19 protein-coding genes are annotated in these 23,206 nt (G+C 59.9%); 6 read left to right on the top strand and 13 right to left on the bottom strand.

Features of this window, described 5'->3' with window-relative positions; genetic code table 11:
- Window positions 1-651 precede the first annotated feature (651 nt).
- Both SH292x_RS00645 and SH292x_RS00640 read right to left on the bottom strand, forming a co-directional pair.
- The gene (locus SH292x_RS00645; RefSeq protein WP_442483637.1) at window positions 652-2,628 is read right to left on the bottom strand and encodes an ABC transporter ATP-binding protein; all 1,977 of its coding nucleotides are present in this window, start codon (window positions 2,626-2,628) and stop codon (window positions 652-654) included.
- Window positions 2,629-3,807: 1,179 nt separating this feature from the next.
- The gene (locus tag SH292x_RS00640; RefSeq protein WP_442483636.1) at window positions 3,808-4,020 is read right to left on the bottom strand and encodes a hypothetical protein; all 213 of its coding nucleotides are present in this window, start codon (window positions 4,018-4,020) and stop codon (window positions 3,808-3,810) included.
- Window positions 4,021-4,230: 210 nt separating this feature from the next.
- Here SH292x_RS00640 and SH292x_RS00635 point away from each other — a divergent pair, with 210 nt between their 5' ends.
- On the top strand, window positions 4,231-4,866 hold the full coding sequence (locus SH292x_RS00635) for a hypothetical protein (RefSeq protein WP_442483635.1): 636 nt from the start codon (window positions 4,231-4,233) through the stop codon (window positions 4,864-4,866).
- Between the two features lie 467 nt (window positions 4,867-5,333).
- Here the strand turns inward: SH292x_RS00635 and SH292x_RS00630 are convergent, their stop codons facing one another.
- The 6 genes from SH292x_RS00630 to SH292x_RS00605 all read right to left on the bottom strand — a co-directional run bounded on the left by SH292x_RS00630 (window position 5,334) and on the right by SH292x_RS00605 (window position 10,519).
- Window positions 5,334-6,119, bottom strand: a complete 786-nt coding sequence (locus SH292x_RS00630; protein ID WP_442483634.1) for a Yip1 family protein — start codon at window positions 6,117-6,119, stop codon at window positions 5,334-5,336.
- A 132-nt stretch (window positions 6,120-6,251) separates the two neighbouring features.
- Window positions 6,252-7,010 (bottom strand): Yip1 family protein, encoded by a 759-nt coding sequence (locus tag SH292x_RS00625; RefSeq protein WP_442483633.1) that lies wholly within the window; start codon window positions 7,008-7,010, stop codon window positions 6,252-6,254.
- Window positions 7,011-7,479: 469 nt separating this feature from the next.
- Window positions 7,480-8,754 carry a beta-ketoacyl-[acyl-carrier-protein] synthase family protein gene (locus SH292x_RS00620; protein ID WP_442483632.1) on the bottom strand — a complete coding sequence of 425 codons (1,275 nt, stop codon included), beginning with the start codon at window positions 8,752-8,754 and terminating at the stop codon, window positions 7,480-7,482.
- Between the two features lie 135 nt (window positions 8,755-8,889).
- Entirely contained in the window at window positions 8,890-9,444 is a 555-nt protein-coding gene (locus SH292x_RS00615; RefSeq protein WP_442483631.1) for a 3-hydroxyacyl-ACP dehydratase FabZ family protein, read from the bottom strand.
- 109 nt (window positions 9,445-9,553) lie between these two features.
- Window positions 9,554-9,940, bottom strand: coding sequence for an acyl carrier protein (locus SH292x_RS00610; protein ID WP_442483630.1), 387 nt, complete (start codon window positions 9,938-9,940; stop codon window positions 9,554-9,556).
- A gap of 81 nt (window positions 9,941-10,021) precedes the next feature.
- Window positions 10,022-10,519, bottom strand: coding sequence for a 3-hydroxyacyl-ACP dehydratase FabZ family protein (locus SH292x_RS00605; protein WP_442483629.1), 498 nt, complete (start codon window positions 10,517-10,519; stop codon window positions 10,022-10,024).
- 1,034 nt (window positions 10,520-11,553) lie between these two features.
- On the opposite strand from SH292x_RS00605, the gene SH292x_RS00600 reads away from it, so the two are divergent.
- Complete coding sequence (locus SH292x_RS00600) at window positions 11,554-12,396, top strand: hypothetical protein (RefSeq protein WP_442483628.1); 843 nt, start codon at window positions 11,554-11,556, stop codon at window positions 12,394-12,396.
- 408 nt (window positions 12,397-12,804) lie between these two features.
- Window positions 12,805-13,569, top strand: coding sequence for a glutamine amidotransferase (locus tag SH292x_RS00595; RefSeq protein WP_442483627.1), 765 nt, complete (start codon window positions 12,805-12,807; stop codon window positions 13,567-13,569).
- A gap of 236 nt (window positions 13,570-13,805) precedes the next feature.
- On the opposite strand, the gene SH292x_RS00590 is transcribed toward SH292x_RS00595, so the two are convergent.
- From SH292x_RS00590 to trhA, 4 genes are all read right to left on the bottom strand, one after another.
- The gene (locus SH292x_RS00590; protein WP_442483626.1) at window positions 13,806-14,069 is read right to left on the bottom strand and encodes a hypothetical protein; all 264 of its coding nucleotides are present in this window, start codon (window positions 14,067-14,069) and stop codon (window positions 13,806-13,808) included.
- Between the two features lie 102 nt (window positions 14,070-14,171).
- Window positions 14,172-14,714 carry a formaldehyde-activating enzyme gene (locus tag SH292x_RS00585; protein ID WP_442483625.1) on the bottom strand — a complete coding sequence of 181 codons (543 nt, stop codon included), beginning with the start codon at window positions 14,712-14,714 and terminating at the stop codon, window positions 14,172-14,174.
- A 518-nt stretch (window positions 14,715-15,232) separates the two neighbouring features.
- Window positions 15,233-16,534 carry a DUF1501 domain-containing protein gene (locus tag SH292x_RS00580; protein ID WP_442483624.1) on the bottom strand — a complete coding sequence of 434 codons (1,302 nt, stop codon included), beginning with the start codon at window positions 16,532-16,534 and terminating at the stop codon, window positions 15,233-15,235.
- A 151-nt stretch (window positions 16,535-16,685) separates the two neighbouring features.
- Window positions 16,686-17,372 carry a PAQR family membrane homeostasis protein TrhA gene (gene trhA / locus SH292x_RS00575; RefSeq protein WP_442483623.1) on the bottom strand — a complete coding sequence of 229 codons (687 nt, stop codon included), beginning with the start codon at window positions 17,370-17,372 and terminating at the stop codon, window positions 16,686-16,688.
- A gap of 450 nt (window positions 17,373-17,822) precedes the next feature.
- On the opposite strand from trhA, the gene SH292x_RS00570 reads away from it, so the two are divergent.
- Window positions 17,823-18,806, top strand: a complete 984-nt coding sequence (locus SH292x_RS00570; protein ID WP_442483622.1) for a serine/threonine protein kinase — start codon at window positions 17,823-17,825, stop codon at window positions 18,804-18,806.
- A gap of 5 nt (window positions 18,807-18,811) precedes the next feature.
- Here the strand turns inward: SH292x_RS00570 and SH292x_RS00565 are convergent, their stop codons facing one another.
- Entirely contained in the window at window positions 18,812-21,079 is a 2,268-nt protein-coding gene (locus SH292x_RS00565; protein ID WP_442483621.1) for an SHD1 domain-containing protein, read from the bottom strand.
- 1,011 nt (window positions 21,080-22,090) lie between these two features.
- Between SH292x_RS00565 and sufU the strand changes: the two genes are divergently transcribed.
- Both sufU and SH292x_RS00555 read left to right on the top strand, forming a co-directional pair.
- Window positions 22,091-22,474 (top strand): Fe-S cluster assembly sulfur transfer protein SufU, encoded by a 384-nt coding sequence (gene sufU, locus SH292x_RS00560; protein ID WP_442483620.1) that lies wholly within the window; start codon window positions 22,091-22,093, stop codon window positions 22,472-22,474.
- A gap of 252 nt (window positions 22,475-22,726) precedes the next feature.
- Window positions 22,727-23,188 (top strand): hypothetical protein, encoded by a 462-nt coding sequence (locus SH292x_RS00555; RefSeq protein WP_442483619.1) that lies wholly within the window; start codon window positions 22,727-22,729, stop codon window positions 23,186-23,188.
- The last annotated feature ends 18 nt before the right edge of the window (window positions 23,189-23,206 follow it).

Here is a 23,206-nt window from a genome sequence, read left to right as displayed (position 1 = left end):
CCAACATGTCAGCCCAGGGGAAGCGGAGGCGAGGAACGAGCCGAAGCGCAGCCCTGGGAGCGCGGTAGAGAAACGTCCGGGTGCCTGGGGACGAGTCCTGCGAGCCCCCAGTGGAAGGACTAACCACAGAGAACACAGAAGACTGAGAGGCAGAAGAATAGGACGCGGATGAACGCGGATTGGGCAGGATCACCGCGGATAAAATGAAACTTAGGAACATCGCCTCGTGTGAGCCGGGCCGTCCCCGGCCCCGGACTTTTTCAGGAACACGAATCCACGCTAATCCCCACTAATGTCTTCCTATTAGCGCGGATTAGTGTTCCCAAATCTTCCTACTACCTACGCGGGTGGCACCGACAGTCGGACGGGGTCAACGGTGTCACTCAAGCAAATTCTGTTCGGCCGATTGTCGGTGTGCGCAGCACAAGAGGCTTCAGGCTTGGGAGTACTCGAATACCTCTTGTCGCAAGCGACACCGACACGTGCCCGATCGAAGTCTTCACACCGAGCACAAACCAAGCGGGCAAGTGTCGGTGCCCCCCAAACCGTGACCCCCTGGGGGCTCGCGGAACTCGTCCCCAGCCACCCGTGCCACCAATCGCAGAGTCGTCCAGAAGGTCTTCTCCATACGGAGTAGGGAGGTACTAGGGGCTACGCGCTCTCGCGGTATCCAATATGGAACAACCGGCGATAGACGTCGCACCGGGCGAGCAACAACTCGTGGCTGCCGGCGTCGAGGATCTCGCCCTTGTCCATCACCACCACGCGGTCGGCGAGCGAGATCGTGCTCATGCGGTGCGTGATGATCAGCGTGGTGCGGTTGCGAGTGAACTCGTCGAGCACCTGGTGAATCAGCTTTTCGCTCTCCAGGTCGATCTGGCTGGTCGCTTCGTCGAGAATCAGAATCTCCGGATCGCGGAGAATCGCCCGCGCGAGCGCGATGCGTTGACGCTGGCCGCCGCTAAGACGGTTGCCACCAGGGCCGACGATGGTCTCGTAACCATTCGTAAGCCGCTCGGTGATGAACTGATGCGCGTGCGCCTTGCGCGCTGCCGCCTCGATCTGAAACATCGGCACGTCGCCCGCGCCGTAGGCAATGTTCTCGGCGACCGTCGCGTTAAACAGCAGCGTCTCTTGCGACACCATGCCGATCCGCGAACGCAGATCGTGCAGCTTCACATCGGCAATGTCGACGCCATCGATCGTCACACGGCCTTCGTTCGCGTCGTAGAACCGCGGCACCAGCGACAACAGCGTGGTCTTGCCGCAACCGTTCGTGCCGACGATCGCAATGGTCTCGCCCGCCGCGACTTCCAGATTGATGTCGTGCAGCACCGGGTTGTCTTCGTTGTAGCCAAACGAAATGTTCTCGAACCGTAGGGCTTTGGTCAGCTTCGGCAGCGGCTTGGGATGCGCGGGGTCTTTGATCTTCGGCTCGGTGTCGAGTACCTGGAACACACGATCGCTCGCGGCCGCCGATTGCTGGAGGTCGTTGAACACCGTGGACAAACGCCGCGCGGGATCGCTCATGCCCACGAGCATCGCGAAGAACATCGCCATGTCGCCATGCGTGATGGCCTGGTTGCTGATCGGAATCCATCCAAACAAGTGCGTGTGATGCCCCAGCACCAAGTAACCACCTACGAGAGCCGCCGTCAGCACCATCGCCATGCCCAGGTTCTCAGTCAGCGGGCTCACCAGCGAGTTGTAGGTCGCGATCCGCATCTGCCGACGGTAATAAACGTGGGCCGACTGCTCGAACTTATCGCGCTCGGCCTGCTCCATCGTAAACGCCTTGATCAGCTTCATGCCGGTCAGCGTCTCGGTAAGCGTTTCGTAAATGCTCGAAAGTTCTTCCATCGCCCGGCGATTCGCCCGCTTCAGTGACTTGGCGAGCACCGTGATCATGTAGGCCGCTGGCGGAACCACGATAATGGTGATCAGCAGCAACCGCCAACTGACGAACGCAGCGCCAGCGATGCACGCGATCATCTTCAGCGGTTCGCGAACCGCCATGCCGAACAGCGTCTGCACGCCGAGGCTCATGGCGTTGAGGTCCGTAGTGCAGCGATTCATCAAGTCGCCGCGACCTTGATGGCTGTAGGCGGCCATATCGAGCCGCATCAGGTGTTCGTAGAACTGCTTGCGAAGCTCGAAACCAACGCGATTCCCGAGCCGCGAGATAAGCACTTGATTGATTACGCGAACGAAGTTCTTCAGTAGCGTGCTGACCATTAACGCGGCACACACCACGACAAGCGTCTCGAACGGCGTGGTCGGAAGCCACCGCGTCGCGATGGGGGCGAAGTAGGTAAACGTCTTCTCGCGGACCTGCTGTGCGTCGAGCTTGAACTGCTCACGCGAGATGGCACTGTAATTAGCCTCTTTGTCGACCGACAGCTCGGCAATCTTCGCCTCGGCCTCGGCAATCTGCTTCTGGCTGTCCGCGACCTCTTCGTTCATCCACTGAGGGATCGATTTGTCCAGCATCACCACGTCGACCACCCAGTACACGGCCGACAGGCTACCCGCCCACAAGATCGCCACGATCAGCGAAGTGAACATGCAAGCGATCACGTTCGCGCGATGACGAAGCGCGATCTTCAAGACACGGCTGAAGCTAGACATGGCGAAACGGCGGGCGCGGGGGGATGGATGCAAGCAAGGGCGACCTGGCTTTTAGCAGATGCCGCCACTTCGACCAATATCGACCGCTCGCGCCGCCAGCACGCCCCGCGCAGCAACGCTAGCGCACTTAGTCCCCGTCACCCACAAACTAAACCACCCTGCTAGCACCCCCGTGGCGTAAGCTTCCAGCTTGCGATCTTGGCCCGTAGCCGAGTTCGCCAGAATTCGGGCAGGTAGGAAACAGGAGGAAACGGAGGGAACAGAGAGAAGAAAGGAGCAGTTGGAACAGGAACGATGAAATCGTTAATACAGCCCCGAAGGGGCGCGACATGCCAGCCCAGGGGAAGCGAAGGCGAGGTACGAGCCGCAGCGCAGCCCTGGGTTAGTGGAACCACAGAGAACACAGAGACCAATCTCGTTTAACGCCCAGCCGCAGGCGCCGGCTACCTCCGACATAAGAGAGAACTGCGGGTGCCTGGGGACGAGTTCCACGAGCCCCCAGAGGAACAAGCCAACCACGGAGAACACAGAGGACGCAGGGAACCGAGAGATAAGCACGCATTGATTGCAGCAGTTCCACGAAGTGGAACCACAACAGAGCGAAGGGTCGCAAGGTGAGGAACGAGCCGCCGCGCACCCTGGTAGCAAACACAGAGAGAAAAGAATAGGACGCGGATGAACGCGGATTGGGCAGGATTACCGCGGATAAGAAGAAACGTGGGAACATCGCTCCGTGTGAGCCGGGTCGTCCCCGACCCCGGATGATTCTCGGGAACACTAATCCACGCTAATCTGCACTAATCAAATTCCTATTAGCGAAGATTAGTGTTCCTCCCTTGATCCTATTCTTTCTTCTTTCCTCCTGTGTCCTCTGTGCTCTCTGTGGTCAGCCTTCACTTCTGGGGGCTCGTGAAACTCGTCCCCAGCCACCCGAAGCTCTCTCTTCTTTCTTCGATCCCTTCGTTCCCATCTGTTCAAAACCTCCCCGAACTCTTGCGAGTCCGGCTACCAATTCACAATCCGCGTTCATCCTGCCCAATCCGCGTTCATCCGCGACCTATTCTTCTTTTCTCTCGTGTCCTCCGTGCCCACTGTGGTTCCCCACTTCGTGGCGTAAGCTTCCAGCTTGCGGGTCTTCCCTGCGCTAAGTTCTGGCAAGCAGGATGCTTACCACACGTGCTAGCGTCTCCGCGTCAGTTGCTGCCACAAGCTAATCAGGATCAGCGTCAGCCCCGGCGCGATGAGCGTGAATAGCACGAAGAACGGGCGGTCTTCGCCGCCGCGCCACAGTCCCCCAACCGCCGCGGCTGCCACGGCGAACAGCGTCGTGATCATGATCAGCAGCCCGATACCAAACCGCGGGCCGCTTTGGATTTCAGGGTTTTCGTCCATGGCTGGGCTTTCGTTTCGTTGAGTTGCTAGCGCGTCGGCATGGCCTGGCGGTAAGGTCTTCCCATTCTACGCACCTTGTCGCTTCATATGGAGCTACCGCGTTTTATTGGAGTATACCGGTTGTGCCGCCGATACCAGTGGTACGGAAAACATGGGCGCATGATCCAGAACTACTCGCGCTCTTTTCGATTTCTTGGGGGGGAAAACTCGATGATTCGTATTCTAGCCGCGGTGCTGCTGTGCGCCGCCAGCAGCGTTGGCTGCTCGGGCCTCAACGGGATGAACTCCCGTGGCCCCATCGCGTCGCAGCAAGCAATGAACCGCAACGCACCGCGTCCGCTCATCCAGCGCGCCGCCTTCGACACGCCCGGCATCGGCGTCACCGACATGGAGTGTCCCTACGGCGAAGGCTGCCAGGGATGCGGCATGTGTGGTGACTGCAGCGGTGCCGTCGATCGTGCCGTGAGCTGTGCTATCGATTGCCCCGGCTGTGGCGACGCTTGCGGCAATGGTGGGTGCTACGGTGGCCAAGGTTGTGGTCCCGGTGGCTGTCAGGGTGGCGGTTGTGGTCAGATGGGTGCTTGCACCTGTGGTGGCCAAGGACGTTGTGGTTGCTGCATGAAGATCCGCAGCATCATGGCGAATTGCTCGTGCGGTGGCCAAGGCCAGTGCCCCTGCTGCCAGCACGTCAAGTCCATGATCGGCGGTCCCTATGCGGGCCACACCGATGCCATGTACAACTTCAACCCTGGTCCGCCCGCGGCTCAAACGGCCTACCCGTACTACACGACCCGCGGCCCGCGTGACTTCCTCAATTGCAACCCGACTCCAATCGGGCCTTATTGAGAACCTTCGCACAAGGCCCCGCGAGCACGCACACAACTGGTGTTGCGTGCTCCCGGGCTCTGCGAGTACAAGCCCGACTATCGCGTGAACGGACTCACGCTGTAGGCCGCACCTAGGCGAAACGGATTTCGCCGGTGCGGCCTTTTTTTATGCGCCGATGCGAAGGCAGAGCCTCCGAAAAAGTAGCCAAATTGTCCAGAATTCTGGCACCCCTAGAGCGACTTTGTGCACTCTAGTACTGAGGCTCTGTAACAAGAGAGGATGCTGGGTGGCTGGGGACGAGTCCTGCGAGCCCCCAGAGATTAAAGCTGACCACAGAGAGCACAGAGGCCGCGGAGGTAAAAAAGAATAGGACGCGATTGAACGCGGATGCTCGCTCGTAGCCGGACTCGCAAGAGTTCGGGGAGAGGTTGAACAGAAGCAAACGAAGCAACTGACCCCTTCGAGCTCCACGAAGTGGAACCACTTCAAATCGTCATCGCGATTAATACCAGGAACACTGCAACCGCAATCGCTACGGCGATCACCAGGGCGATTACCACAAAGAACGTCAAGATCAACGTTCCGAAGCCACGCAGGCTCGAGAACTGATGTGCCTCGCCAACAGCCCGCGATGCCACGACGATCTGCCAGAGTACCACCAACATTCCCAGCGACATGATGACCCATGTCCAAGGAGGCATGATGGCAAACTGCGCCCATATGGTCACGGGTGGCCCACCGGGGCGCTGAACGAGAATGGCGGCCGGACCTGTTGTCAAATAGTGGATCCCAATCAAGGCATTCAGCGGTGCCATCCAAAGCCCTGGAACCGTGCTCCACGCCAGCGCCGTCCTACACTCGAGCGCCCGTGCGACGCCACCCAATAAGCGGCCCGCAACCCCGACCAGCCAGGCACTTACATATAGCCAGATAACTCCGAAGATCGCTCCAACGAGAACGAGCGCGACTAGAGTGGCCACGCGCTGACCCAATTCAGGTGCCATTGCCATCACGTTGTTGCCCGCTTGTCCAGCAACGCCCGTCAACACGCCAAGCAGCAGAACATTGCGGGTGGGGTCGTTGTCTAGCTGCTGCCGCACCGTCTCTCGCGGCTTCGTCCACATCGAAACCCACGGATACAGCGGCTCGCCCGAGCGAGTGACATAACCATGTTCGCGGCTCTCCACCGCCAGGGGCGACACGAAGGGATTCTGCGCGGCGAAATCATCCTGTCGCTTCGGAAAGCCTAGTTCGTCGGTCGAATTCTCCACGCTTACCCCCTCGCAAGTTGAAACTAATCTTACTTCAAGCTATCGCGGGAGATTGTAACCCAACGGCCGGAGTCGTACCAACTGCAAAGGACTCGCCATTTGGACCACGCACGGCAGGCACTTGTGAGTCCGCTAGGCCACAGCGAGTAAAAAATCTAACGTCGCGAGCACGGCAACAAGCAGTGCCGTGGCAATCGCCCCGCCGATGAACACCGTCGCAAATCCCCGGAGACTTCGAAACCGATGCGCCTCTCCCACGCCCTGCGAAGCGAGGTACAACTGCCAAACGGACACGACGGCCGCCACGCCGATCGCCGTTTTAATCCAAGGAACGTAATCCAGCTGGATGTCATCCGACCCCGAGCTATTATCCGCCAACACCAGGATCTCAAAACCGAGAGTACACGCGTAAACACTTGCTGCAAGATACAGGGGCAGCAGCCACATGCTCGGCACCTTACTCCACGCGATCGCCGTACGGCATTCGCGACTTGTTCCCGTGCCTCCCAACGATCGCCCAACGAACGCGCATGCCAAGCCGTGAAGAAAGACATGTACCACGCCAAACACTGCGCCGAAAACCACGCTCATGGCAAGCAAGATGAACCGGAGCCAAACGTCTTCCTCCAGCGGAGGGTACGACAGACCAACGTAGACGACGAAGGTGAACACCCCGCTGAGCATTGCAAGAAGAAACGCCCGCCCTCGCCTTGGAGAATCGATCAACTGCCGCACCGTAGCGCGGGGATCGTTCATCATCGAGAACCAGGGATTGAGAGTTCCCTCCGCATTGGTTGCTTCGACGCTGATTGCAGCCGACTCATAAGGATTGAGCGGTTCGAGATTGTCCGTTCCTTGCCGAGCTTCCAGATCGCCGTTCGGATTCACCACGCTCGTCCCCCCTCACTATTTAGCACTAGGCGCTCTTCCAGCAATGCGTCGGATTGTAACCCAACCGGCGCAGCCGTAGCAACTCAAAAGAAGAACGCCCTGATCACCGTGAGCCGGGCTGTCCTCGGCCCCGGACGATCTAGAAAGGGCCGCACACTCAATATAAACCCGTAGCCGGATTCGCAAGAATTCGGGCCGCCCTTGGTTCGCCCGAACTCTTGCGAGTCCGACTACCAATAAAAGAATCCCCGGCACGCAGAACCTTTGTCATTCTGAGGGAGCCCCGGCGACTGAAGAATCTCGCCCCTAAGTAAATCGCTCCACATCCATCCAGTCCGCGTTCGAACCCAAACCAAATGGAACAGAGATCCTTCAGTCGCCTAGGCTCCCTCAGGATGACACAGGGGCGGGCTCCTTCAGGATGACACACGCAGAACATCCTCAGGATGACATAGTGCAAGAACGTTTCTTACACCGCCGTGGCGATCAGCGTGATGTTCTGCCCGCCGAAGCCAAAGCTGTTCGACAGCGTGGTTTTGATCGGCACCTCGCGCGGCACGTTCGGCACGTAGTCGAGGTCGCAGTTGGGGTCGGGCGTTTCGTAATTGATCGTGGGTGGTGCGACGTTGTGCTTCATCGCCATCAGGCAGATGATCAGCTCGGTCGCGCCAGCCGCTGCGATCAGGTGGCCCGTCATGCTCTTGGTGCTCGACACGGGAACCTTGTACGCGTGGTCGCCAAACGCCTGCTTGATCGACAACGTCTCCACCTTGTCGTTCACCGTCGTGCTGGTGCCGTGGGCGTTGATGTAGTGGATGTCCTGCGGCGTCATCCCCGCGTCGGCGAGCGCCATGTTGATACACGTCGTCGCGCCGCGGCCCTCGGGGTGCGTGTCGGTGATGCGGAACGCGTCGGCAGTGGTGCCGTAGCCGGCGAGCTCGCCGTAGATGGTCGCCCCACGCTTGCGGGCGTGTTCGTACTCTTCGAGCACCACCATCGACGCCCCTTCGCCGAGGACGAAGCCATCGCGATCGCGATCGAACGGCCGACTCGCCGCCTGCGGGTTGTCGTTGCGCTCGGAGAGTGCCGTGAGCAAGTTAAAACCGGTGACGCCAAACGGATGAATCATGCTATGCGCCCCGCCGGAGAGCATCGCATCGACATCGCCGCGGCGGATCATCTCGGTCGCTTCGCCAATCGCTTGGCTGCTGGCGGCACACGCGGTCAAGCAGTTGACGTTGGGCCCCTGCGCGTTGAACATCGCGGCGAGGTAAGCCGCGGGCATGTTCGGTTCTTGCTCGAGTTCGAGCTGCGGGTCGAGCTCATCAAGGCCTCGGCGGACGAACGTCCCAAGGTCGAACTGCCCGCCAGCGAGCGAGGCCACCATCATACGACTAAACGCATCGAAGTCCTGCTGCCCTTCGCCCGCACCGAGGTAGACACCCAGCCGCTGCGGATCGACGGTGCCAAGCAAACCCGAGTCGTTCATCGCCTGCTTCGCAGCGCCGGCGGCAAAGCGAGTGTGGCGGCCGCGGTGGGCCCATTCGGCGGCGTCCTCGCCCTCGGCGGCGATCGACCAGTCGCGGACTTCCGCGGCGATCTTCGTCGGGAAGTTACTCGCATCGAACAGCGTGGTCATGCCGACGCCGCTCTTCCCCTCCATCAAGTTCGCCCAAAGCGCCGGCACCGTAGTACCCAGCGGCGTAACACAACCAACACCGGTGACGACAACTCGACGTTTCATGGGAGGTCCTGAGGGTGGTTTGAGGGGCGGGAGATTATACGCATGGGGAGTAAGATCGTCACGCTAGTTAGTAGGTGAGTAAGTGAGTAGGTGTTGCAATCCAACACCTACTCACCTACTCACTTACTAACCTACTCACTTTCCCGCCATCTCCAGCGGCAGGCCGTAGTCCTGGGCCCGCATGCGGGTGCCGTCTTGCTTGACGCCGACTTCGAAGATGCCAACCAGGTGGAGCCAGTGAGCCAGGTCCTTGGGGTCGAACAGACGCATCGGCATGTCGGCCGAACGCATCTCGCCCGTGTCGCCACCCTTTTGCAATCGCGCGAAGAAGATCTCGCCCTCGGCACGCAGCTCGTCGCCGACATGCCCCGTGACCAACACTACCGCACCAACGTCGCGGAGGTTGTCGATCTGTGCACGGTAGGTGATGGTTTCGCCGCCTCGTGTGATTCCATGAAACACCAGCTTCGAGAACTTGGCGAGCACCACCAGTTCTTTGAACTCGTAGATCTCACTCACCAACAGGCCACCCGTCTGCGCCATTCCCTCGGCCATCAGCGAGTGAGGCATTGTGGGATAGGCGTCCCAGTGGTCGTGCATGAAGTTGTCGGACAGCGCAACGCCCTTATGGCCGACGGCATGCGACGACGCGACGAACTCGGTGAAGCGATCGACCCAGAACCAGCGCATGGGGACGTTTTCTCGAGGGACTTAGCGACAGGGTGAATGACCAATGTGAAATGACCAATGACCAGTGGGAACTTGGTCATTGGTCAGTGGGTTTTTGGTCATTAGAGCTTTACGCGGACAGCTTGTGCTCGACGAACGCGCACATGTCGCCAACGGTGAGCTGCTTGCCCAGGTTTTGAACCTGCGGATTGGCTTCGAACTTCGACAGATTCGCGAACGGCATCCGCTCCTTGAGCTTCGCAATGCCGGTGGCGTTTACCTTGCCGTCAGCGACATACTCGCTGTTGGTCAGGATGTCTTCGGGGAACAGTTCGCCCCGCTCGATCTTGATGTCGAAGCTCTTCTCCAGACGGAACACGATGTCCAGGAAGTCGATCGACTCGGCGTCCAGGTCGCCCTGCAGGGTCGCCTCGGGGGTCACTTCGTCCTCGTCCACGCCCAGTGCGTCGACCAGTGCTTCTTGAACCTTGGCGAAGATCTCTTCTTGCGAGGGCATGGCCTCAAACTCCTCTAGGGGTATTTCGATTTTCGTAGCTCATGGAAAACAACTATCAGCCGTTGCTCGCCAAGCGTCTCTCTAAACCCGCACGCAGGCGGGAAGCATCTCGGGTTTCGCGATCGCGCGGGCGACCTTGCTCAGGTAAGTTCGCACGCGGGCGTCAGTTTCCGCTTGATCGGGGTCGCTGTCGGCTAGGCTGTAACGCTCCAGGACAATGCGCCCGCTCAGTGTAGTTTGTTCGCCGACGGTGCCCTCGACCTTGAAGGTCGCCAGGCGCTCGTCTTTTTTGATCTGCTCGACCGTCACGCGGAGCTGCCGGCCGGGCGGAACAAAGCTGGCGTATTTGATGTTCTTCGCTTCGCGGAGCACCACGATCGTGTCGGCCATGTTGTCGGTGAGCCGCAACAGCCAGGCAGCCGCCTGGGTCGCCGCCTCGAGCATGAACACGCCGGGGAGCACGGGAAACTCCGGAAAGTGGTCCTCCAGGTAATCTTCGCTGTAGCTAACCGTCTTCACACCGGTGAGCGTCTCGCCCGGGGTAAACGATTCGATAGCATCAAGCAGCCAAAAACGCATGGGAAACGCTCGGGGGTTCGAAAGTCGCCAGGGATGCGCTAGCCGCTATTGCACCATCGACACGCCGGCCCGCGAAATTGCGGGGCAAGAGTGACTTGGTAGGTTAGGTAAAACGAATTTCGGATTATACCGATTGGGCAAAATACCCACAACGGCTACCAGCCGGTCCGGATTTTCGGCATCGAGCTCCGAAAACCGGGACGCCCTGAGGCGAATCGGCTGGCAGTCCGGAATCCACCCTCCGCCGACGGCACCTCTCGGCTAAGGGGTTTCGGCGGATCGCGGGCGCGAGTTGAGCAAATTGTTTCACGTGAAACGATTTGGCGCGGTTTGGTTGGCCTCCGGTGGTGAGGCACCCGAACTTGAGAAATTGTTTCACGTGAAACAATTTTGCACGCTTGGGTGCAACAACCGGAGACGGTGGTTTATGAACAGACGTTCCCCTGCCCTCATTGGAACGTACGCGCGAGTACTTTCAAGTCTTTTTCTTGGCGGAAACTCGAGAATGTTCGTAGCCGGACTCGCAAGAGTTCGGGGTGTAAACGGAGAAAAGAGAGAGAGCTTCGGGTGGCTGGGGACGAGTTCCGCGAGCCCCAGAGATTAAGGCCAAACACGGCGAGCACGGAGGACACAGGAGGAAAGAAAAATAGGACGCGGAGGAACGCGGATTGGGCAGGATGGTCGCGGATTAAGGGAGGAACACTAATCTGCGCTAATCTTCGCTAATAGGAATTGATAAGTGTCGATTAGCGTGGATTAGTGTTCCCGAAGATCATCCGGGGTCGGGGACGACCCGGCTCACTCGGTCAGATGTTCGCACGTCTCTTCTTATCCCCGGTAATCCTGCCCAATCCGCGACGATCCGCGTCCTATTCTTTTTCTTTTCTCTCTGAGCTCTCTGTGTTCTCTGTGGTTAGCTCGTCCCCAGGCACCCGGAGCCTTGTTCCGGATTCTCCGTTGACGTCGGTTGCGGGTTGCGCGTACCCTGCCTCGCCCCACTCTTCTTCTTCTCACCCTACGCACGCGGACTGGCCATGAACCGTCTCGCCGTTGTCGTTCGAACTGCGCTCGCGTGGGTGGTGGTTGCTGCGCCGAGCTTTGGTGAGGAACTGGAGCAAGTACGCGAGGGGGTGCATGCTCCCGATCCGCCGAGTGCGCCGTCCACGCCGCGCGAACCGTCGAACGACTCCTGGGACGATCCCTGGGACGACAGCAACGACTCCTTCGATGATGCCGTCACCTACTTGGTGCTTGCGGTCGTAGCGGCGCCGTATTGGATTCCGTACTCGACGTTCGACGAACCCGGTTACGAACGCTTCGCTGGTTATTGCGAGGAGTTCGATCACTTGCCCTTCAAAGACTCCGAATGGTTCTGCAGTTCGAACTACATCGTCGCCTCGGCCAGAGCTCAGGCCGAGTACGGCACCAACTATGGCGATATGCAGAGTGTGGGGACGCGACTGCAGATCGACTCTCCGCTGTTGCGCACTTCGATCGAGTCGTCGTGGACCAACTACTACGAAGACCTGCCTAGCGGTACGGACCATCTCGCTCTGGGAGATGCCAACCTGGTGTTCCGCTTCGTACAGAATCCGCGCACCACCTGGCGTAGTGGTGTTGGACTGAACTGGCTCAACGCCTCGGACGGCGACATCGGGTTTAACTTCACCTACGGTGTCGACGTTTTGCCCATTCACCCTGTTGTTTGGTCGAGCGAAATCGACCTGGGCACCCTCGGCAACGCCAGCTTGTTTCGCATCCGCACGACGATTGGCGCGCAGTGGCTGGATGGCGAGCTCTACACCGGTTTCGAGTACGTCGACATCGAAGACGCACAGATACCACAGATGCTGTTTGGATTTCGGTACTGGTGGTAGGAACGAAGAACGGGTGATTGGGGACGAATTCCGCGAGCCCCCAGGCACCCGGAGGTTTCTCTTACGTTGGAGGTAGCCGGCGCCTGCGGCTGGGCGTTAAACGAGCTCACCCAGGGCTGCGCTGCGGCTCGTACCTCGCCTTCGCTTCCCCTGGGCTGGCATGTCGCGCCCCTTCGGGGCTACTCGGCATCTCCTTTGTTCCCTTGGTTGCCTTCTGTTCGTCTCTCTTTCCTTCCCTCTGTTTTCTCCGTTTTCTCCTGTTTTCTATTTCTCGTTTCTGTTTTCTCGTACTCTCTCCTCTGATCTCTCGTTTCCTCCAGTTTGTTGCCTGCCCGGATTCTGGCGAGTTCGGGTACGAGAAACTAAGATGACGCGGCGTTTCATTCATGCACTGTCGGGGAGAGCAGCGTGGCTAGTTCGTCGCAGGGTGTTCGTGTGTTGATCGTTGGCGAGACGGTTTACAAGATCCATACGCACTTCAAGGGGTTTGCGTCTTACGAAACCGGCTACTGCTCGTTGTCGCTTGAGCCGTTCCTGAAGCGGTTCGAGGGATTGGGGTTCGATTTCACGTTCATGCCGAACCATGAGGTGTCGCTCCGCTTCCCGCTAACCGTTGACGAGATGTCGCAGTACGACGCGATTGTGATTTCCGACGCGCCGGCCGACAGTTTTCTGCTGCATCCCGATACGCTTGCCGGGGCGATCGTGCCAAATCGACTGGCATTACTTGGTGAGTACGTCGCGCAGGGTGGCGGGCTGGCGATGGTGGGAGGCTGGATGTCGTTCGGAGGTTTTCACGGCAAGGCCCACTACGCGTTCAGCCCGCTGGCCGAGATTCTGCCGGTGGGGATATTGCCGCACGACGACCGGATGGAAGTGCCCGAGGGTTGCGTGCCGGAGATCGCGATGGCGGAGCATCCGATCCTGGCGGGCCTGCCGACCGAGTGGCCCGACTTCTTGGGTTACAACCGCGTGTTGCCGAAGCGTGGCGAGACGGTGCTGGCGTTTCCGAAGACGGGCGATCCGTTGTTAGTGACCGAGCAGGCCGGCGCGGGACGGATGGCGTGCTTCACGTCGGACATCCTGCCCCACTGGGGCTCGCCGCGGTTCTTGGAGTGGGAGGGGTACGTGCCGTTCTGGAGTAATTTGTTCCGGTGGCTGGGTGGGCTGTGATGCGGAAGTTTTTGAACCACAGAGGGCACGAAGGGCACGGAGAAGATTTTGGAACACTAATCTTCGCTAATCGACACTAATAGGAACTTGATTAGTGTCGATTAGCGTGGATTAGTGTTCCGAAGTTTTCCGGGGTCGGGGACGACCCGGCTCACATGGGCGCTCTCTCCACTCGGTGTCCACGGTGCTCTCTGTTCGTCAGCTTTCCCCGAGACGTATATTGGCGAAGATGCGAGTTAGCTCTTAGGGCGAATATTCTCCCAATAACTTTCGTCCATCTGCAGTTTGTTTCCGAGCGAAGTAAATCTCGCGTACAGCTGGGGACTGACTTGTGTACCTGATGCGGCAATCGTCGCAGCTATGGTATCGAGCGCTAGCTCAAATTCATTGTGGTCCCTGTAATGGCTAGCTTCGGCAAATGCTTCCGCTGGCAGCAATTGTCTTGCCGATAGTAGCACTTCTGCGAGTTCACGTTCCACGTACTGATACGACATGTCCATTGTGGGCTCCTCAGCACACCCAGGGCTGCGCTGCGGTTCGTTCCTCACCTCCGCTTCCCCTGGGCTGTCATGTTAGGCCCCTTCGGGGCTCGATCGCGTGCTCTACAAACCCTTCTTCAAACCCAGGTCGTGGTAGAAGTGAGTGACCTTCTCTTGGTTTTCGAGGAGCCAGTCGATCGAGGGTTCGTTGGCGAGGGCTTTCTTGATCACCTTGACGGTCGCGGCGCGGTGGACGTCGAAGAGTTCGGCGTGGTTGATTTCATTGACCTTCGTGACGCTCGGGTCGAGCCACACGCTGTAGATGATGCCGAGCTCGTTGGCTTTGGTGCGGTCGATGATTCCTTCGCGAACACAGTCTAAGACGCCATTCGCGATGCCGGCTTGGACGCTACCCATCAGGACGTTGGTGTAGGCACCGTCGGAGACCGTGACCTTGCTGACCATGAGCGTCGCGGGGCGAACTTGGACGTCGCAGTTCAGGATGGCGAATACGCGAGTGTGGCCCTTCACTTGGTCGCCGAGTAGCGTGGCGAGCGCGGTGCCGAGCGGGCCGTCGAGTTCGCCAATGGCAATCTCGGGCTCGGCGCACATGTAGTCTTCGGAGCCCTCGACCATCGCCTCTGCCGTCCGTAGTCCGATCCGCATGAGAAACCTCCACGTGAAGTGAGAATGTTGTGTGCCGAGGATTTTAGGGGGAGACGAATAGAGACGCTAGTAGCCGAACGTCCGTGGGGAAGATTTGGAACAGAACGGAACGAGAGAAAAAAGAGAGGACGTTGGGTGGCTGGGGACGAGTTCCACGAGCCCCCAGAAGTGCGGACCAACCACGGAGCGCACGGAGGACACAGGAGGAAGGGAAAGAAAGAATAGGACGCGGATGAACGCGGATTTGGCAGGATGGTCGCGGATATCGATTGGTAGTCGGACTCGCAAGAGTTCGGGGGGATTTGGAACAGAAGGAAACGAAGGGGACGAAGAAATCTGGAGCGTTCTACTTCGCAGAAAGCTCGTCCGCAGCATTCCCTCAATTCGCGAGGATTCGCGTTATTCGCGGGCGCGTCTTGCTTGGCTGCGTTTCAAGCGTGGCAAGGGGCGAGATTCTTCGGTCGCTGGGGCTCCCTCAGAATGACAGGGGCTCCGCCGGAATGACTTGGAGCGCTCAACTAGCCGAACAATTCCATCACCGCTTCGCCTTCGTCGACTAGTTGAATCGGCCGGCCGATGAGGCTCATGTTTTCGTGTTTGGGTTCGATGCCTAGCAGGGTGTAGATGCTGGCGAACAGTTCTTTTACTTGCACGGGGCGCTCGGTGACTTCGGCGCCGCTGGCGTCGGTTTCGCCGATGACTTGGCCGCCGCGGACGCCGCCTCCGGCGAGGGCCACGTTGAACGCCCGGGGGAAGTGATCGCGGCCGCTGCGGGCGTTGATCTTCGGCGTGCGGCCGAACTCGCCCATCCACACCACCAGAGTGTCGTCGAGCATGCCACGTTGGCGAAGGTCGGCGATGAGCTGGGCCATCGGTTGGTCGATTTCATTGGTGAGCGTCGCCACGCGCGAGAAGTTATCGTCGTGAGTGTCCCAGCCACCGACGTTCACCTCGACGAACGTCACGCCGCGCTCGATGAGCCGTCGAGCCATCAAACATCCGGCACCGAACTTCGACTCGCCATACGCGGTGCGCATCGCGTCGCTTTCCTGCTGGATGTCGAACGCTTCCATCTTGGGGCTCAGGATCATGTCGCTCGCGGCGTCCACGAGCTTGCGGTGGTCGTTCACCAAGTCGGTTCCTTCGGCCCGTGCGAATTCGCTGTCGAGTCCTTGCAGCAGTCCAAGTCGACGCAGATAGCGGTCGCGGCTGGTGGTGGGCGAGCTGTTTGCCGGCGGCTGCGTCGGGTTGTCGAGCACCAGGGGGTCGTAGTCGACCCCCAGGAATCCCGCGTTGCCGCCCCCCTGAACCCGCGCACCAATGCGGACGAAGCTCGGCAGTTCGTTCGCGGCGTCGCCGATCTGATGGACGACGTTCGAACCAAGCGTCGGGAACTTTACGCCTCCCATCGGAAGGTAGCCGTGGTGCATGTAGAAGCTGGCTCGCGGGTGGCTGCCCTCTTTGCTGGTCATCGAACGAATGATGGCAATCTCGTCCATCACGTCGGCCACGCGGGGCAGGTTCTCGGCGATCTGAATGCCGGGCACCGCGGTCGAGATCGCTTTGGTCTCGCCACCGTTCGCGTGATCGGGCTTGGGGCTGAATGTCTCGAACTGGCTTGGTCCGCCCGACATCCACAACAGGATGCACGCCTTGTTGCGCTTCCGCAGATCGTCCGCTGCGAGCGCGATGCGATCGGTCCACGTCATCGCCCCGAGTGCCGTGCCGGCGACGCCCACCGCGCGGAGGAAGTCACGCCGCGAGGTGAGGCCATGCTTGTTGGCCGAGACACGAATGTGATGCTGCAGGCGCGGGAACATCGAGACGCTCCAAGGGTTAGCGGTAGGCGCGGAGTCCATGCTTACTGTAGGAGGGGTCTCCGACCCCCGATCTTCGGAGTCAGAGACTCCTCCCACACCTTGCGCAAGGATTTCAGTATAAACCGCCCGAATCCCCGGAGCGAACTCGTCGCTAGACGACCGCAGCGGGAGACAGCGTGCAGAGGACCACGGCGGCATAGTGGAACGCGGTACCCGCGATCACGAACAGGTGCCACACGGCGTGGTGGTAGCGGAGTTGCCGCCAGAGGAAGAAGACGACGCCAATCGAGTAGGCCGCTCCGCCGAGCCCAATGAGCACCATGCCGGCCATTGGCATCACTTGCAGGATCGGTCCGATGGCGAACAGGGCCGACCAGCCCATCGCCACGTAGATCGCAGTGCGAATGTTGGTGGAGTGGGTGCGTTCGGCGAGCTCGCCATAAATGCCAAACGCCGCGACGATCCACACAAAGCCGAGCAGGCTCCAGCCGATTGGCGTCCGCATGTTGGCCAGGATGAACGGGGTGTAGCTGCCGGCGATCAGCAGGTAGATGGCCGACTGGTCGTACCGCCGCCACCGCTGCTTGGCCTCTTCCAACTGCTGGGGCACAGCGTGGTAGATGGTCGAGGCGGCATACAGCACCACCATGGTGATGCCGAACACGCTGGTGCCGATGATGTGCCATACGCTTCCCTGTTGGAAGGTCCAAATCGCGAGCAGCACCATACCGACCGCGGCGGCCAGGGCTCCCAGGCCGTGGGTGATGGTGTTCGCCACCTCTTCCGATTCGGAGTAATCACGAAGATGGGTTTGTTCGGCGATACTAGCGAGTGTCATGGATCTAACACCTTTCGGACTTCGGAGGGTCGCAGCGACCAACTATTAAAATACCACCCCGAGGCGAGATTGTCGCGGCACGGGGCCCCAGCACGTGCTGGTTGGAGGGCGTCACCTCTTCTCCTACGCGAGTCGGGATGGGGTGTTACAGGTCCGGCCGAATTAATTTTCCGCAGGAAAACGCGAAGAGTAGCGATTCTCTCCCTACGTCCCCAGTTTCTCTCCAAGAGCACCAAGCGAGCCGGGTCGTCCTCGACCCCGGACTTTCGAAACCATGACGACATACACACGGTTAGAGGCCTTCCGGGGTCGGGGACGACCCGGCTCGCAGGTTGGGCGGCCTTGCTTGCCCCCGGCCCCTAATTCCGCGAAACTTAAGAGACACGAGCCAATCGGCGGTGATTCGGCTTCCCGCTTCTTTGCTAATCCTCGTCTCTCGCTTGGTTTTCGATGGCGGTCCGCAAGCTCAAATTCCTGCCCACCAAGGCCACGTTCTCGCTCGGCGAGCAGCTTGGCATGGGGACTGTGGGCGTGGTGTACCGGGCTACCAGCCCCGACATCCCCGAGCCGGTCGCGGTGAAGCTGCTGCACCCCAATGTTTCGGGCGACCAGAACATCGTGAATCGCTTTGAGCGCGAAATCACCATCATGGAGCGCCTCAACCATCCGCACATCGTCCGCCACTATGGCGGTGGCATGTTGGACGGGCAGTATTTCTACGCGATGCAGCTGCTCGATCACGGTTCGCTCAAAGACCGACTGCAAAAGGGACCGATTCCCTGGCCGCAAGTCGCGGCCTACTCGGTGCAGATCGCATCAGCGCTGCAGCACGCCCACAACCATGGCATCATCCACCGCGACTTGAAGCCGAGCAATTTGTTCTTCGACGCCGAGGGCAACCTGGTGCTCGGCGACTTCGGCATCGCCCGCGATACCTACTCGGCCGAGATCACCGACCATGGCGTGACGGTCGGCACTTACGCCTACATGGCCCCCGAGCAGATTCGCGCCGACGCGCAGATGAGCTCCAAGGCCGACCTCTACTCGCTCGGCTGCGTGATGTACGAGATGCTCACGGGGAAGCCGCCGTTCATGGGGGCGAACTTCGCCCAGGTGTGGGACCAGCACCTGCACAACGAGCCCCTGCCACTAGCCGAGCGCGGCGTCGAGTGCCCCGAGTGGCTGTCGAAGATGGTGATGCAGCTACTGGAGAAGGATCCCAACAAACGCCCGTTCAGCGCTCGCGCGGTCGAAGGGTATTTGATCCAGCACCTGGTCGAAGAGTTTGGCGAAGAGAAGTCGCGCAAACTGCTCCGCGAACTCCCGGCGATGCCCGTCGCGTCGATGCGCAAGGAAGAACCGCGGCTGTGGGTGCTGTGGGCCGCGGTGGCGGCGATCGTGTTCTTTTGCGCGGTGATGGTGCTGCGCGGGTAGGGGGATTACTCGAACCGCCCACCGCCACTGACACCGCTATTGAGATCGGTCACGCCGTAAGCGCCGTTGCTGCTGGCGGTGCCAGGCCGCACGACGGTCGCCGGGATCTTCGAATCGGTGATCAGCTTGGTATTGGGGGTGGTAAGGCGTGCGAGTGCCTGCTCGATCGATTCGCCATCGTTCAACCAAATGGCTCCGCCCGGTTGGCCCATATTGCTCTGCCGCCAGACGCTCTGGCCCTTGTAGGTGAGGGTGAGCGACGAGGGGCTGGGGGTGATCGTGTGCTCGACGATGTCTTCGGGGCGAGCATGGAAATGAAACCGCCCCTTGTTGATCTTGATGGATTGCGAAGGAAGCTGCTTGCAGATCGCCGTCAGCACCGTGTCCGACTTGTCGGACACCACGTAGCCCGCCTTCGCGAGGTTGGCCTCGAGCGCCGCCCGGACCTCGCTAGCAGAGATGATGTGCTCGTCGACGTCAATTTTAATGGCAACCGGATCGCCCGCTTGGGCAACGACTAGCGAACCGGGGGGGCCGAGGCTCGCAGCCTTGTCGACCATTTGCTTCGTCGGGAAGGGCATGCACCGCAGCGTCGCACTTTCGTGATCCTTGGCCACCATGCAAAGCATGCCATTGTTGATCACGCTTTGGCCATTGTGCATCGAGATGCCATCGAATTCCCACAGCAGTATCTGCCGCGGCATGTCGTAGAGGTACTGGTTCTGGTGGAACAAAAAGTCGCCTGCCCATTGCAGGTCGCCTGAGGGGAACATGGTTTGGTGGTCGAGCACCTCGGTTGGTTTGCCGGTGGTCAGATCCCACACGATCGCTCCTTGGTGCGTCATGCCAGCAAGCTTGTCGTTGTTGGGGCTGATCGCCAGCTTGTGCAACATCGACGTACCAAACTCGCCCGTCTCGATCGTGGCGACGTGCTCGCCCTCCACCAAGTCGACAAGGGCGATGCCGGCTTTCATCTTGATGGCCATGTACTGCCCATCGGGGCTCATCGCCACGTCGTCGTCGCCAAAGCCGCGGGAAACGGGAATGAGCGTCAACGCTTCGGCCGTCTTGATGTCCCACACGGTCATGACCTCGCCATGCCCGTTCACGGTCATCAGGTGGCCACCCGGCAGGAACCACGCGGCCTCGGTCTCTTTGCTGGGGCCAAAGCTCTCTTCTTTGTACGGCTCCCAGGCGGTCTTTGGCACCAACTGCCCGCCTTGCAATTGACCAATCATCAACGTTGTGTTGTCGTCATGAAAATCGTCAGAACGATAGGCCACCAAGCCCATGTCTCCTTCGACCGCCAGCACTTTGTGTTCGGGCGGAAGGGTCGCACAGCAGATGGACTTGCCGGACGTCAGATCGATTTGCTCGATGTACCACTGATCGTCCCCCCCCACCGCGCCCCGCTTGCGGACCAGCGTCGCCCGCTCTCCCGAGGCGGAAAGGAATAGCTGTCCGAAGTCTTCGAAGAAGGGCTTCGAATCCGGCAGCGGTTGCAGCAGCACGGTCCGCGGCTGGAGGTTCTTGGCCGTTGTCTTGGTGATGGTTTTGGGGGCGAACGTCCACTCGCTGAAGGTTTGCGGTGCGAGCGTGGTGGCCTTCGACTTATTGGCCGTCAGCATTTGTCCTTGCGGTGCCCCCATCGGTGTCCCGAGCGGTGCCGGGGTGGCGGCCACGGCGAACGGGTTGTCGGGATCGCCTCCCTGCGAACTCACGTACTCCTGATCCGCGGAGGCAAGCTTCGCCAAGGGAACTTCGATTCGCGACCCATCGGACTTCTCGAGAATCACCTTTTCGCCATTCATGCCGCGATAGCTCGCCTCGATCTTGAACTTGCCGGAAGCATCCGACCAGGTTCGGGTTTCAGCCACGGGGCCTTCTGCAAACGGCGAAACGCTTGGCGGCATCTCGGCCCGTCCGCGCGGAAACTCGGGGCGGCCAAACCCACGCGGTCGTGGGCGAGAAAGGGGACTCGCTGCGGGGGCCGCCGCGCCCCCTTCGAGCGCTCGAAGTTCCGACTCGAAGAACGTCCGAGTGAGCCGCTTCTCCAACTTGTCGGGCGCCAAGTCGGGCATCGAGCCGTCGTCGTCCAGGCGAACCGTGACCCGAGTGCCATTCCAATCGATCACCGTGCCGGGCACCCACTTGCCATTGCGACTGGCTTCGACGCGCGCGCCGACGTTGAACGCCGCCACGGCCGACCAACCAAAACCCAACGTAAGACATACCACCAACACCCACTGGCGGAAGCAAGACGAACTGGCCATCGCAAAAGTACCCGCAAAAAAAGAGAAGCAAAGCGATCAATTCCGTCACCGCAGCTTAAGCGAAAGGGGCCCGAGAATCCAGTATTTTCACCCCGCCCGCATCCAGCTTTTCTTGTCCCGCGAGCCACGGATGGTTAAGTTTTCATGCAGACGCGTGCGGACGGGGCACAAACTCATGCCTTTCTGCCATACACCCTCCTCCGGTGGATACTCGCCCAAGCATGGAACAATCCCCCGGCACCCCCTCCCCCGCGCGCCCGCGCTACCGCGTCCGCACACTGCTGATCGCCACGACCATCGCGGCGGTGGTGCTGGCGTGTTTGGCGCCGTGGTTGAGGGGACTCACACAGTCGCAGGTGATCGGCATCCTCGGACGAGTGGTTTCTCTTGCCGTTGGCTGTTGGATTGGCACGCAGGTGTCTTTCTTTTCCTATCGCCGTTACGTGCGACGAGAGCGGGCTGCTGGACTCGGCATACAAGCGCGTTGCATTAAAGCTCAACCAGAACCGATGTTATGGTTCTTGGCTGCCTTCCTGTTGGTAGCGGCAATCTCAGGTGAAGTGCTGGTCGGCGATTTATTTCGATCAACTCGTGCGAGTGGAACTTATTCGCTACACCTAGTCAGGTGGATGTATTGGCTGAACGTCGGAGCATGGTCTGGACGATGCGTGGTTGGTTGGTTCGGAAAACATCGCCCCGTCTATCTGACATCGAGACGCCTCATCAGTCCGTGGGTTTGTCACCCTTGGACGAGGGGGTTCGAATGCGGTTGGCGTGATCGCACCGCGGGTCAATTGCTTCTGATCGCTGCCTACAGCTATCGCCTCGAACTGTCCATCGCCCCGGAAAATGTGGACGAAGTGGACCGTATGCTAGAGCCCTTGCTGGATCCGCCCAGGAAAACGCCGCCGGTTGCCCCCCCGCCCCCCGCTACCTAGACTGATATACCCGACCCCCCACGCCACAATCCGCCGCCGAACCCACCCCCCGCGGCCACGGTCCTACCAAGCGATGCCCAGCGAAGACGAAATCTACCAGGAACACATCCTGGACCATTACGAAGACCCGTTCCACCGCGGCCACCTCGACGGGGCGACCCACGCCCATCAAGAGAAGAACCCGCTGTGCGGCGACGTCGTGCGCATCGAGCTTGAGCTCGACAAAGATGGCAACATCGTCGACTGCTACTTCCACGGCGACGGCTGCGTCATCAGCCAAGCCTCGGCCTCGATGCTGCTCGAAGAGATGTACGGCAAGACCATCGAGCACGCCATGACCTACAGCGCCGAGGACATGCTCAAACTGTTCGGCGCCAAGCTCACCCCCAACCGCCAAAAATGTTGCCTGCTAGGTTGGAAGACGCTCAAGCAAGCCGTCCACTCGCCAGTGGCGTAGTACAACGGAATTCATTCCGTTCGCTTTGCTTGAGAAAACACCGGGTGGCTGGGGACGAGTTCCACGAGCCCCCAGTAGGATAAACCACAGAGGGCACGGAGGTCGCAGAGAAGAACAGAACGTGGATCGCGCGAGCTCACCGCCAATTGCCCCGAAGGGGCGCAACATGTCAGCCTAGGGCAAGCGAAGGCGAGGTACGAGCCGAGGTGCCGCCCTAGGTGAACTGACAGCGGTCGCAGGAAGGGGGAGCAATTGTCGAACGCAATCAGCAAAGAGGACGTGACGAAATCGAACTGGCGATATTCACCTCTCATCGGTTGGCTAGTCGCCGTTGTGCCGCCGCTCGTTTATCCCTTTGTCATGATGGCGGTCGGAGCATTGCTTTCGCTCAATCCGCCACGTCTTGATTCCCCTGAGCCCCCCAACTATCCCGCTGGCGTCGAGAGATACGAAGACCTCAGCCCCAAACAAAAGCAAGCCTACCATCACGCCCGGCATGAAAGGCATGCGAAGATCGACAAACCGCTCCGCGACTTTTACCTCGGCTGGATAGCAGTGACCATCACCTCCATGGTCGGATGCCTAGGAGTTTACTTGACCTCGCCGCTACCGTTGTTCAAAGCGTGGAACCTCCTCGCCGGCGTGACGATTGCTTTCATTTACACCTTGCTCGGATTCTTCATGCTCATCGCATGGAGTTTCCGGCACGGCTAACCTATCGAGAAACACACT

This window comes from Aeoliella fuhlenseeensis, assembly GCF_052161615.1.
In the GTDB taxonomy this organism is placed as follows: domain Bacteria; phylum Planctomycetota; class Planctomycetia; order Pirellulales; family Lacipirellulaceae; genus Aeoliella.
This window is presented reverse-complemented; position numbering and strand designations above follow the sequence as displayed.